This window comes from Alteromonas sp. G5_S2_22_S1 (assembly GCF_054968525.1).
Window position 1 is genome coordinate 163,697 of the sequence record NZ_JBQKUJ010000009.1, and the last position, 12,252, is coordinate 175,948.

A 12,252-nucleotide genomic window follows, 5' to 3' on the forward strand; every position below is an offset into this window, starting at 1 on the left:
GCTTACATTTGAACAACTGTAGCTACGTTGTAATCACCCACTTGCGTAACACTTACTGTGCCGCCGTTGCCAGTTATACTACCTGTTACTAGGTTGTCGTTACCCATTTGCGTTACTTCAAACGTGTTCATATCACCTGAAATAACAAACTGACCACCCATATCATCCGTTACCCAGTTACCTGCGCCTTCTTGCATAACGCTGATGACATTGTCGTTACCATTAACCAGTAAATCCAACAAGTTTAGTTCACCCGTTTGGGCAACCATAATCTCGTTGCCACTTGATGTGATATCACGCGCTAACTCAACTGACGCTATATTCTCATTACCTTCTTGAGACATTTCAATTAAGTTGGCATCTGCGATATACGCTGCATCACCAATACCGGCTTGCGCCAGCGCTAAGTTAGCATCACCGTCTTGCTCTATTTCAACGGTATTAAACCAACCATCAAAGTTCACTGTACTTATTTCGTTGGCATCACCTACCTGCGTTAGGTCAAACTCATTGAACAAGCCAATAACGCCTGCGTAGGCTACATTTCCTTCACCCACTTGATTAATTTCAAACGTATTAACTCCCCCGCCAATCGTTTCAACCGTAGCAAGGTTAACATCGCCAATTTGGTCGATATTCACTTCATTATCTGAGCCTTCGAACACACCTGTGGTAATCTCATTACCGTCACCGTCTTGTTCAAATTCAAGTACGTTGCCGTCGCCAACCATGTTCCAAGTAATAAGATTTTCATCACCGTCTTGATCAACTTCAACCTCGTTATCAGAACCTACCACCGTTAAATCAGAAATGTTATAAAACCCGTCTTGGATGACATCAATAAGGTTGGCGTCGCCACTTAGTTCACGAACGTAAGACTCATGCCAGTCGCCACTTTGATCTACAAAGACAGTGTTATCATTTCCTGCAATCGCATTGTTAGCCCAGTTACCACCATCACCTTGATACACAGATAACGTGTTGCCGCTACCCGCTATGCTGTTTATAGAGCGGTTGAAGATAAAGCCAATGGGGCCGCCATCGCCTAATTGAACAAGTGAAACTAGGTTATCATCGCCCTCGACAACGAACTCTGCCGTGCTGTCTAAACTGTCTTGCTCAGACACCAAGAAGTTTCCGTTACCAGTAACGCTTGCAAAAAAGGTGTTACCCGATTGCATTTGCGATGCAAGCACTTCGTTGGCATCACCGATTACCTCAACCACAATAGCGTTAAGGTCACCTTCTTGGCTTAGAACTGATTCATTACCTACTTCGTTCCCTTCTGGCGCCGTTTGGGTTAGCGTAATCTCATTACCTTCTGCTGCAGCAATGAAATCCGCTGAAGCATTAAAGTCGACTGATTTGCTCGCTGGAATCTCTTGAGCTGACGCCCACCCTGTCGCTGCTACTAAAAGCAATGCACTCGCTATTTTTGTTTTTTTCATTTTCACGTTCGTCTCCCTATGGCAATTGCATCATTCTTTGTATTGCGTGATGTTAATTACCATTTCGTTCCCTATCTGATAAACAGTAAAAGACTGCTCACCCAGTTGATTAACATTGGCAACATTGTCAAACCCATCTTGGATAATCTCGAAGTAATTGTTGTTGTTTTGCTGCAATAAATTCACGACATTTCCCTCACCAAGCTGGGTGATTATCGCTTCATTATTACTGCCATTTTGAACAACATTTGATAGGTTTGCGCCGTTACCGCTTTGAATGATGTTAGTTATGTTATTTAACCCAAACTGGCTGACAGAGATGAAGACCGTTTCATCATCTATCGTAATAGCTTGGGCATTCAGACTCATTGAAAGAGAAGATTCCACCATGTCGGAGCTTGTTGATAAATCGGACTGTTGAGCATAAGCAGGAAGGTTTACGGTTAGAAGACTGCACCCCGTAATGGCTGCCAACGCAACGGCTCTACATGCCTTAGCGTTATTAGCAAGTTGGCGCTTTTTAACCTCTAACTTCTTGTCCATGAGAACGACTACTTCCTTGATTAACAACAAAGGTGACCCCTCTATAACACTCCTTAAAACAGCTAGAATCTATCACCAATAAGTTGTATTTATTACAGGTACAAAACACGTCCTACTCGCCGAATCAGCGTCTTAACGATTAAAGGTCATACCATAGTACTAGTTTCACACTGAGGCGATGTGCAATCTTCGCCATTGGTAAGACCAGAGAATTATCTTTGTGTTGTTGAAAAAATGTACTCGAGTTTTTCACTCGAAAGAAACACATAAAAGAGTGACGCGGAGTTAATAGTTAAGTACTAGTTTTCATCTTTTCCACCGTGTTTACCTAGTGGTTAAGTTGTATTTTTATACAATTTTTTACGATAAAGGTGGCAGCTTCGTGAATTTGCGTTATATGTTTTAACCGTTAGTTATATCAGACCGAGCGAGAAGATTTCGTGATAACAGCACTATTGCTAATTATGGAATCTAATTATGAAAACAAAGCCTTTTAAAACAGGCCTTTCAGCATTGTCATTAGCCCTACTTCCGCTAATGGCGTCTAGTCATGCACATGCCGCAACAGCCGAAATCTTCGATGACAGCGTCATCGTGGTTTACAAAGAGAATGTAAGCAAAGCGGAAAAAATGCGTGCCCGTTCATCGGTGGGTGCTCGAATTAGCGACGCCAATAGAGATGAAATTGACGATCGCTTTTCGAACCTTCTAAATGGTCGTATCGCTAAGCTCCAGCTTCGCGGTAAATCAGTTAAAGATGCTATTGAAACACTAAAGAAAAACCCTGCCGTTAAAATTGCAGAGCCAAATTACCTGTACCGTAAAGCGCTTGTGCCGAACGACCCGTCTTACGGTGACTTGTGGGGGTTAAACAATACAGGCCAAGCCGGCGGTACTGACGACGTGGATATTGATGCGCCAGAAGCGTGGGATATCACCACCGGTGACAGTGACGTGGTGATCGGCGTAATAGATACCGGTGTTGATTACACCCATGAAGATATCGCTGATAATGCATGGATGAACCCAGGCGAAATACCAGGAAACGGCATTGATGACGACGGTAACGGATATATCGACGATGTATATGGTATCGATACTGCAAACGGAGATACCGATCCGATTGATGACGACTCTCACGGTACACACGTCGCAGGTACCATTGGTGCTGTAGGCGGTAACGGTATCGGCGTGGTGGGCGTAAACCATGACGTATCAATTGCTGCGTGTAAATTCTTAGGCGCCGATGGCACAGGCTCTACAGCAGGGGCTATAGAGTGTATTGATTACTTTACCGACTTAAAAGAAAACCGCGGCATAAACATTAAAGCGACCAATAATAGCTGGGGTGGCGGCGGCTATAGTGAAGCGCTAGAAACTGCCATTGAAGTCTCTGGGCAGGCAGGCATACTGTTCGTTGCTGCAGCGGGTAACGCAGGGTCAAACAACGACAACGTCGATAACTACCCGTCTAATTATGTGACGACGACTAACAGCTTGATGGCTGTTGCCAGTATCACGCGTAACGATAGCGATAGTGGCTATTCATACGGCATTGAAACCGTAGATATTGCCGCGCCGGGTTCGGCAATTTTATCAACAATTCCAGGCGATAGTTATGCGGCTTACTCAGGTACGTCGATGGCAACGCCTCACGTTGCTGGTGCCGCTGCGTTAGTATGGTCGCTAAACCCAGAGCTTACGCCTTCAGAAATGAAAGAGTTATTGATGGCAACCGGTGAAACCAGCCTATGGGCTGACGGGCGCACAGTGTCGGGCAACCGGTTGAATGTGCTAAATGCCCTTGAAGAAGCAGATCCTACGCCAGGCTTTAAGCTCGGTATTACGCCGGGCTCTGCTGAGATTGAAGCAGGCGAAGCTTATACCTTCACCATCGAAGTCGGTTCTATTGCTGGCTACGAGGAAGAAGTTCAGCTATCTCTTGCTGAAGAGAGCGACATTGCTTCCCTAAGTGCTAACACTGCGATGCCTGGCGATACTGTATTACTTATGGTTGAAACCGCTGAAGACACGCCGTGGGGACAGTACAGCTTTACCGTTAACGGCGTGAGTGGCGAGATTGAAAAGTCCAAATCGGCAAACTTGTATGTTTACCCTCAGGGTCTCAATGACTTCCCTTATGATTACTCGGGCGACCCCGTTCCAACCCTTCCTAACGAAGAAGATCCGGATGATGTGGGCGTAGACCTTGTTATTAACATACCAGATGATTTAACCGTATTCGGTATGCAGGCTTCGGTAAATATTACTCATACCTATAGCGGTGACTTGGTGCTTTCGCTTACTTCTCCTCAAGGTACAACTACCGTTCTGCGCCAAAACCAAGGCGGCGGCACTGACGACATTGTTGAAAGCTACGATACCGACGCATTTAACGGCGAAGTTGCTACAGGCGATTGGACACTGAACGTACTTGATACCTTTAATGGCGATAACGGAACAGTAAACGATTGGAGCCTAGTCGTTACTGGTATTGGAGAAGTGGGGCCAACACCGCCAAACGCAGCATTTACTTACGATGCTTCTGGCTTATCGGTCAGCTTTACTAACAACAGCAGTGACGTTAACGACGATATTGTTAGCTATAGCTGGGACTTTGGTGACGGCGCCACATCAACAGAAGAAAGCCCTACCCACGTATATGCGGGGACTGGTGCTTACGATGTCACGCTAACGGTAACTGATTCAGAGGGGCAGACAGATGTCGCTACTGAAACTGTAGCCGTTTCTGATAGCAACATTGTTGCAGAAATTGACCGCGCTATGCTGTCTCGTTTCGGTTCACTAAGAGTTGACTTATCTTACAGCGGCTCGATGGCAGATACTGTTATGATTTATCGCAACGGTGAATTGCTTGAGGAAGTGAGCAACACTGGTCGCTATCGCGACAGAAGTCGAGGTGTTCAACCTGGTGAATATACTTATATGGTATGTGACGAAACATCAGCATGCTCTGCGCCAGTAACGGTAAACCTTTAAGGTTTTCTGTTTTAGCAAGATATGCCAACTATTGGTTAATCAAAACATAGGTTAAAACACCGTAATTAAGCAACTGCCGGCCCATGGAAGGGCCGGCTTTTTTGTGCGCTTACTTAATTAAAAGGCAAACGCGCCTAAGCCATCGGCTTATTCACTATAAGCCAAATTCAACGTAAACTAGATGCATTAAGTATCAGCAAGAATTTTTCATGAATATACTGATCATTGACGATCATGAGATAGTACGGGACGGAATCAAAGCGCTCATTGAACAAGAGTATGGCTGGCACGTTGTTTATGCGGTAGATTCGATAGGGGCGCTTCCCTCCTACGCATCGTTTGATGAAGTCGATGTCGCCATTTTAGATATCTCACTGGTAAATGAAAGTGGCTTCGACACCCTGGTAAAGATTAAGCAGCAAGCGCCTTTTGTAAAATGCTTAATGCTTAGCATGTACGAACATGTCGGCTATATCAGCAAAGCGCTCGAACTTGGAGCCGACGGCTACGTAACGAAAAACGCAGCGACGAAAGAGTTAATGAACTCATTAGAGTCGCTGGAAAGAGATGAAAACTACTTAAGCTCTGATATTAGCAAGAAATTAGCATTCGGAGACAAGTGTTTAACCTCGCTCCTCACCGATAGAGAAAAAGAAATTTTTCTACTTTTGGCAAAAGGGTTTCAGCCCAAACAAATTGCCTACCACATCGATACCGCCCCCAAAACGGTCATGGTTCACAGAACGAATATTTATAAAAAATTAAACGTAACCTCTCAGTTCGGATTGCTAAGAATTGCATTGGAAATAGGTTACCTTGATGTTTACGATGTCATTAATGACGATGCATTAGTCAAAACCATTTGATGAGTTTGAAACCGTACATAAACACTTCGTTTTTGTTCATGGGGTTGATGTACACCGCCCTATTTCACAGCGTATGGCTAATCAGCACCCAGTTCGAAATAATTGCCAGTACGGTAAGCTGGTATTTGCCCGCAGGCGTCCGCTTTGCTGCGTTTATGCTACTTCCCTTACGAAGCTGGCCTATGCTGCTTTTTTCAGAAAAACTCACTCACTTTGTTTTATTTCACCCTGGTGGAATACTCGATAACACCGCATTTTTAAGCGGTAGCTTAGGGTGGTATCTTGTTCATTTACTCCTATCACCCGCTTTACTTTGTACTAGCGTTTATATCTTCAGACGCTGTTTTAAAGCACCTTATATCAGCAACATAAACAGCACGCTTGCCACACTCGGGGTCGGTTTAATTATTAGTGTTGTACTTGGGGCCGTCTTTATTGGAAGAAGGGCAATAGAGCTTCAAACTGATATCACGGTGTTTTTTCCCATACTTTTTGATTTCTCATTAGGTGACTTTGTCGGCCTCATCGTACTGTGCCCTCTTCTCTTTGTATTATACGATCGTGAGCACTTACACCGGGTCAACACCACCCTGTATTGGATAATTGGCGCTTGGCTATTCTTGCTGTTACTAAGTAGCTATGCCTATAGCCACGGGACGAATATTAGCTACCAAGTAAAATACCTTGCTGTATTCCCCGCGTTGTTCCTATCCTATCGCTATGCAGTTACGGGCAGCGCTTTATCCTGCTTATTAGTGGGGGTAACCGCCTTTGTTGTGGCAAGTCAAAGCGATTTGTCTCCGCTTGAACATCAATTTTATATCATCGCGCTGTGTGTAAGCTGCCTTATTCTAGGCGCTTCGGTGAATCACGCTGAGCAGATGAATAAAGCGCTTAGAGATAAAAATGAAGCCCTTGAAGTGGCGGTAAATAGTGCTCAGGCATTGTCTTCGAAGTTAGTTAGTCTTCAAGAAGATGAAAGAAAAAGACTGTCTCGCGATCTGCACGATGACTTTGGCCATCGCATTGTCGATTTGAAGCTTCAGCTGTCGCTTAATGCGAGTAACATTAATCAAGACAGCTTACTCAATAAGATCGACGCATTGTACGAAGCTATGAAAAAAAGCTTAGGCAGCCTTCGCCCGTCGGGCATAGATACACTACCTATTGAAGCAGTAATTCAGGGCTCCACAATCTTATCTACCTTAAAAAATTCGCATATAGATTATGGATTTGAAGTAACGGGCTTACCCTATTCGTTTACATCACAGCAGAAAATCCACATATACCGGATAATTCAAGAAGCGGTTACCAATAGCATTAAGTACGCTGACGCGACGCGCCTAACCATTGAAATTAACTATGCAGGGAGCACGAGCACCTTTTGTGTGGTCGATAATGGAAAAGGCATACCTGCACAATTCAGCGGATCATCTTCAGAACACTCATCTAGCACAAACCATCATACTTCTCATACACCAACACTTCATACACCAACACTGGGCTTATTGTCGATGAAAGAGCGTGCAAAGCTCATCGAGGGGTCTATCCATATTTATACAAGTGCAACTTCGGGCACAAGCGTGTGCTTAACGGTACCAACACCTTAAATTGGACTTACCAATAAAAATTCACTGCCTCTTGCTCGCCGTTTAAACAATGCGAATAAAATCGCAGCTTACAACCTCTAAAAAAACCAAATATCTATTTAAAATCATCACTATACTAGGCATTTTTTGTCCAATGACTTTTTAACAAAGCTTCTCTTTTTTCAACTTTTTTACAAAATAAACCAAAACAGGTAGACCAATTATAATTATCACCCTAACATTGGCTTTACGCAATGTAATACAGCATAGAGAGTTTTTGTTATGACGAAGAAAGTATCACTGGTGACTGGGGCAACGGGCGGCATTGGATTTGAAGTTGCAAAAAGGCTTGGCCTAGACGGTTTCACTGTTGTATTAAATGGTATAGAAGACAACAAAGGCGCTGAGCGTATTAAAGCGCTTGGCGACTTAGGCATCGAAGCAGAGTACTACGGTTTTGACGTTACTGATGATGCGGCTGTTGATAAAAACGTTAAGGCCATTGGCGAGAAGTACGGTCACATTGACGCGGTTATTAACAACGCTGGTGGTTTGGGTGGACGTAACCCAATGGAAGAAATGACCACCGAGTTTTATCGCTTTGTAATGGCACTGAACCTTGATAGCGCGTTCTTCGTTTCACGAGCAGCGATTCCTTTTCTAAAGAAATCAAAAAGCGGCTCTATTATAAACTACACCTCTAACGCGGGGTGGAATGCGGGTGGTCCTGGCGCAGGTATATACGGTGTGTCTAAAGGTGCAGTACATACGTTAACGCGTGCGCTAGCTAAGGAACTTGCGCCAGCGGGTATTCGCGTAAACGCTGTATCACCCGGTACTATCGATACGCCTTTCCACGCTCAGATTAAAGCGACAAAGCCAGAAGTATTCGCGTCATGGAAAGATAACATCATGTTAGGTCGCCTTGGGCAACCAGAAGAAGTGGCGTCTGTTGTATCATTTCTGGTAAGCGAAGATGCTTCTTTTATCACCGCTGAAACTGTTCAGATTGGTGGCGGACAGGCACTTGGGATTTAATCGTCGCCATGTTTCCCGAAAAACCACTAACAGAAGACGCCCTTAAAACGTTATCAACTACGCTGGTTAATGCACGCAAGCAAGCCGGTGTCTTAAAGACGTTCCCAGGCGATGTTCCAACCACCCTGGACGCGGCTTACCGCGTTCAGGACATGTCATTAATGCAATGGAACGACGAAATTACCGGCTGGAAAGTAGGTATGGTTGTGCCTGAACTCCGTGAGCAAATGGGTGGCGAGCGATTAATGGGCCCTGTTTTTAAGAAGGTCACTCATTTCATTGGGCGCCCTCATAACGATGATGAGTTCGTTGAACTAGAAGTATACGCGGGCGGCATGGTTGCTGTTGAAGCTGAGCTAGTATTCGAATTAGGAAAAGAAGTTACTCCAGGTTCAATTGATACTAAGGGGCCACTTAAACACCTAATTAACGCAGTCTATGCCGGCGTTGAAATAGCCTCAAGCCCGGTAATAGACTTAAATAGCTATGGACCTACTGCGATCATCAGCGATTTTGGGGTTAACCAAGGGATGGTCGTTGGCGCACCTATCGAGCAATGGGATTCAGTGATTGAGAACATACAGACCTCTGTATTTATCAACAATGAACATATTAACTCTGCCCCTTCTAACAACGTATTGCGTGGCCCTATGGCTGCCGTGGCATATTTAATTGATCAAGCTGCGGCACGCAACATTACGCTACCTAAAGGCTGTATGATTTGTTCTGGTGCTATCACCGGTGTTCACAACACCGTTGTCGGGGCTAGCGCTACGGTAAGCTTTGAGGGCATTGGCAACATCAACATGAAGTTAATTCCTGTCACGCCATAGCGTTTCTGACAAAGCGGTAATCCGATACGGTTAATTACCGCTTTTCTGCCTCCTTTTGTGCTACATTGTCGTTGATTTCACACATATTTTGACAGTTTTATGCATAAAATCTCTTTTGTTAATTTCTGCTTTTTAACCCGCTTAGCTGGCCTTATTAAACCCAATTCGAGGCAGCTTATCGTTATTGCTTCATTTTTTATACTTGGTGGTTGTGTGAGTACGCAAGATACAACCCCTTATGCATACATATCTTCTCCTTCGCCCTATCAAGATGTTGTGAGCGCTCAACAAAGCGCAGTTAAGCAAGACAAACTACTATTAGTTGTGCTTGGTGCACAGTGGTGCCACGACAGCACTGGCTTAGCTGAGCGCTTTTCAACTAAAGAGATGGATCTTATCTTACGTGCCCATTACGAAACCGTATTTGTTGATGTAGGAACGCTAGAAGACAGAAGAAATATTACCGAGCGGTTTGATTATCCAATTTACTACGCCACGCCTACCGTTATGGTTATTGAGCCCCAGTCAGGCGCCTTATTAAACAGAGCATCTATGGATATTTGGGGGCGCGCTGATAGTATTCCTTTGGCAGAATACATGGCGTATTTCTCACGCTTTCCAGCTATGACAACATCGCAAAAAGCGAAGTTAATCCATTGGAAAGCAACAGAAGAAGAACGTGCGTACAATAAAAAGCAAGCGGCGAGGCTTCAAGCTGCGTATGATACATTAGGCCCGCTGCTAGCGCAGGATTTAGCGGGTAATACGCCTGACGGGTTGAATTCACTATGGAAAGAAACGAAGAAGTTTCGTACAGAACTACAAAAAGTCTTAGTAAAACGAACTGAAATAACGCTAGATCCTGAAGGCGGTAACGGCGTTAATACTAAACCAGCACTTCGCCATTACCATCCTTTCTCTTGGGAGCGAAACTAACGCTGCCTGCTCCCAAAAGAACGGCAGTGCTGCGAGGCCTTCGTACAACACTAAGCCCCGCTAGCTTCGTCTATTTAAGCCTTAGCACTCGATGCACTGCTTTGGTTTGACCCGTTACTGCTTCGGCGCTTTGATGGGCGACGAGTACCATTGCCCTCAGAGCCAGTATTTCTTTGCCTAACCGGTTTACCACTCGTATTTCCTCGTCCATTGGATTTACTTGAGCGATTACCACCGTTTCCGCTTCTGTTATTTGTACTTTGCCCATTTCTTTTACTTTGCGCGCCTTTTTCACTCTGGCTGCTACCTTCACCTTGGGGGGCTTTCGGCTTTTTCGCTTTCTTGGGCTTTTTCGGTTTAGATAGCGTTGTAGGCGGTACAACTTGCTGAGGCTCAAACCCTTCTAGCGTTTCACGAGGAAGCAATTTTTGAATAAGTGTCTCTATATCTTTAAGATTCTGTAGCTCTTCGGCGCTAACAAATGACCAAGCTTGGCCGCTGGCACCAGCACGTCCAGTACGGCCTATTCTATGTACGTAGTCAGCTGCCGTATTTGGCAAATCAAGATTTACCACAATAGGTAATTCACTGATATCAATACCACGGGCCGCAATATCGGTGGCAACCAGTACTTTTATATCACCATTTTTGAAATCAGCGAGGGCTTTTGTTCTCGCCCCTTGGCTTTTATTACCATGTATAGCTGCACTAGGAATTTTTGACCGAGTCAACTTTTCTGCAATGCGGTTGGCGCCGTGTTTTGTGCGGCTAAATACGAGTACCTGTTCCCACTTTTGTTGTTTTATCAAACAGATAAGCGCAGTGGTTTTTTTCGATTTATCAATGGTCACTAGATGCTGCTCTACAGCATCGACGGTAGTGTTAGCCGGCGCGGTTGAAATACTTACCGGGTTGCGTGTAATGGTTTTGGCCAGCGTGGTTATTTCGTCAGAAAAGGTGGCTGAGAAAAGTAAGCTTTGACGGTCTTCAGGCAACAGTTTAAGCACTCTCTTAATATCGTGAATAAAGCCCATATCTAACATTCTGTCGGCTTCATCTAATACCAAAACTTCAAGTTGAGAAAACTTCACCGCGTTTTGCTGATATAAATCTAACAACCTGCCTGGTGTTGCGATAAGTACATCTACGCCTTTGCGTAACTTTATCATTTGAGGGTTAATGCCTACACCACCAAATACGACGGCTGTTTTTAACGGTAAAAACTCGCTAAATGCGCAAATACTTTCTTCAACTTGGGCAGCTAACTCACGAGTTGGCGTCAAAATAAGCGCCCTAACGTTATTAGCAGACACCTTTGGACCCGACATCAATCTTTGTAGAATTGGAAGGCCGAAACCCGCCGTTTTCCCGGTTCCCGTTTGCGCCGCTGCTAGCACATCCTTCCCTTCCAATACTTCTGGAATTGCCTTTTCTTGGATAGGTGATGGTGTGCTAAACCCACGTTTTTCAATAGCTTTCAACAAAGGTTCAGCGAGCCCTAATTGGGTAAATGACATTAATAAACTCCTGTCATGGGTATTTTAATAAAAGTTGCCTACCGCAAGGTATAAGCGCTAGTGCTTTATTGCTAACCGCGGGGGTTATAGATTACTGGGGAAACCTAAAGAGATACGCCATCGCCAACTTGGCTTACTGGTGTTTGAAATCAAGAAAAGAACGTATGTATTTACTCTTACAAATTGCGCGCGGAGTCTACCACTAAACGCCCCACGCCACCAGCGCATTTTTTGTTCAACTCTACCAATCATTGTTTTTGTTAAAGAAAGCTATTTGTTTAAAACGTCGCTTTTACTAAAAAAGTGTAAAAAGAAATCTATCACCTGCGAGTGCATCGTATTACGGCCTTTTTTAGACTAATTGCTGATGAATTACACAAGAAAAAAAGATAAAACGTCTATACTCAATGGGTATTGGAGATGTTTTAAATTTTGCTGATTGACGTTCTCTCAATGCACGCTTTCTTCCGGTATCAACGACA

9 protein-coding genes are annotated in these 12,252 nt (G+C 44.4%); 6 read left to right on the forward strand and 3 right to left on the reverse strand.

Going from position 1 to position 12,252, the window contains the following annotated elements; translation table 11 throughout:
- Positions 1 to 2 precede the first annotated feature (2 nt).
- Together ACTRWF_RS11700 and ACTRWF_RS11705 are read right to left on the reverse strand one after the other, a co-directional pair.
- Positions 3 to 1,448 (reverse strand): autotransporter outer membrane beta-barrel domain-containing protein, encoded by a 1,446-nt coding sequence (locus tag ACTRWF_RS11700; RefSeq protein WP_462835595.1) that lies wholly within the window; start codon positions 1,446 to 1,448, stop codon positions 3 to 5.
- 30 nt (positions 1,449 to 1,478) lie between these two features.
- A complete protein-coding gene (locus ACTRWF_RS11705; RefSeq protein WP_462835596.1) occupies positions 1,479 to 1,991 on the reverse strand; it encodes a curlin subunit CsgB in 513 nt (170 codons plus the stop codon).
- A gap of 477 nt (positions 1,992 to 2,468) precedes the next feature.
- Between ACTRWF_RS11705 and ACTRWF_RS11710 the strand changes: the two genes are divergently transcribed.
- From ACTRWF_RS11710 to ACTRWF_RS11735, 6 genes are all read left to right on the forward strand, one after another.
- Positions 2,469 to 4,991 carry a S8 family serine peptidase gene (locus ACTRWF_RS11710; protein WP_462835597.1) on the forward strand — a complete coding sequence of 841 codons (2,523 nt, stop codon included), beginning with the start codon at positions 2,469 to 2,471 and terminating at the stop codon, positions 4,989 to 4,991.
- 209 nt (positions 4,992 to 5,200) lie between these two features.
- A complete protein-coding gene (locus ACTRWF_RS11715; protein WP_012519700.1) occupies positions 5,201 to 5,857 on the forward strand; it encodes a response regulator in 657 nt (218 codons plus the stop codon).
- A gap of 47 nt (positions 5,858 to 5,904) precedes the next feature.
- Positions 5,905 to 7,467 carry an ATP-binding protein gene (locus tag ACTRWF_RS11720; RefSeq protein ID WP_462835598.1) on the forward strand — a complete coding sequence of 521 codons (1,563 nt, stop codon included), beginning with the start codon at positions 5,905 to 5,907 and terminating at the stop codon, positions 7,465 to 7,467.
- A 261-nt stretch (positions 7,468 to 7,728) separates the two neighbouring features.
- A complete protein-coding gene (locus ACTRWF_RS11725) occupies positions 7,729 to 8,484 on the forward strand; it encodes an SDR family oxidoreductase (protein ID WP_462835599.1) in 756 nt (251 codons plus the stop codon).
- Between the two features lie 8 nt (positions 8,485 to 8,492).
- On the forward strand, positions 8,493 to 9,317 hold the full coding sequence (locus ACTRWF_RS11730; RefSeq protein WP_462835600.1) for a 2-keto-4-pentenoate hydratase: 825 nt from the start codon (positions 8,493 to 8,495) through the stop codon (positions 9,315 to 9,317).
- Between the two features lie 213 nt (positions 9,318 to 9,530).
- Complete coding sequence (locus tag ACTRWF_RS11735; RefSeq protein ID WP_232362983.1) at positions 9,531 to 10,253, forward strand: thioredoxin family protein; 723 nt, start codon at positions 9,531 to 9,533, stop codon at positions 10,251 to 10,253.
- 74 nt (positions 10,254 to 10,327) lie between these two features.
- On the opposite strand, the gene ACTRWF_RS11740 is transcribed toward ACTRWF_RS11735, so the two are convergent.
- Positions 10,328 to 11,770 carry a DEAD/DEAH box helicase gene (locus tag ACTRWF_RS11740; protein WP_015068038.1) on the reverse strand — a complete coding sequence of 481 codons (1,443 nt, stop codon included), beginning with the start codon at positions 11,768 to 11,770 and terminating at the stop codon, positions 10,328 to 10,330.
- Positions 11,771 to 12,252: the final 482 nt, after the last annotated feature.

Excerpts from the sequence above, each read along its gene's own strand:
- ACTRWF_RS11700 (WP_462835595.1), bottom strand. The coding sequence starts at position 1,448 with ATGAAAAAAACAAAAATAGCGAGTGCATTGCTTTTAGTAGCAGCGACA.
- ACTRWF_RS11705 (WP_462835596.1), bottom strand. The coding sequence starts at position 1,991 with ATGGACAAGAAGTTAGAGGTTAAAAAGCGCCAACTTGCTAATAACGCT.
- ACTRWF_RS11710 (WP_462835597.1), top strand. The coding sequence starts at position 2,469 with ATGAAAACAAAGCCTTTTAAAACAGGCCTTTCAGCATTGTCATTAGCC.
- ACTRWF_RS11715 (WP_012519700.1), top strand. The coding sequence starts at position 5,201 with ATGAATATACTGATCATTGACGATCATGAGATAGTACGGGACGGAATC.
- ACTRWF_RS11720 (WP_462835598.1), top strand. The coding sequence starts at position 5,905 with ATGTACACCGCCCTATTTCACAGCGTATGGCTAATCAGCACCCAGTTC.
- ACTRWF_RS11725 (WP_462835599.1), top strand. The coding sequence starts at position 7,729 with ATGACGAAGAAAGTATCACTGGTGACTGGGGCAACGGGCGGCATTGGA.
- ACTRWF_RS11730 (WP_462835600.1), top strand. The coding sequence starts at position 8,493 with ATGTTTCCCGAAAAACCACTAACAGAAGACGCCCTTAAAACGTTATCA.
- ACTRWF_RS11740 (WP_015068038.1), bottom strand. The coding sequence starts at position 11,770 with ATGTCATTTACCCAATTAGGGCTCGCTGAACCTTTGTTGAAAGCTATT.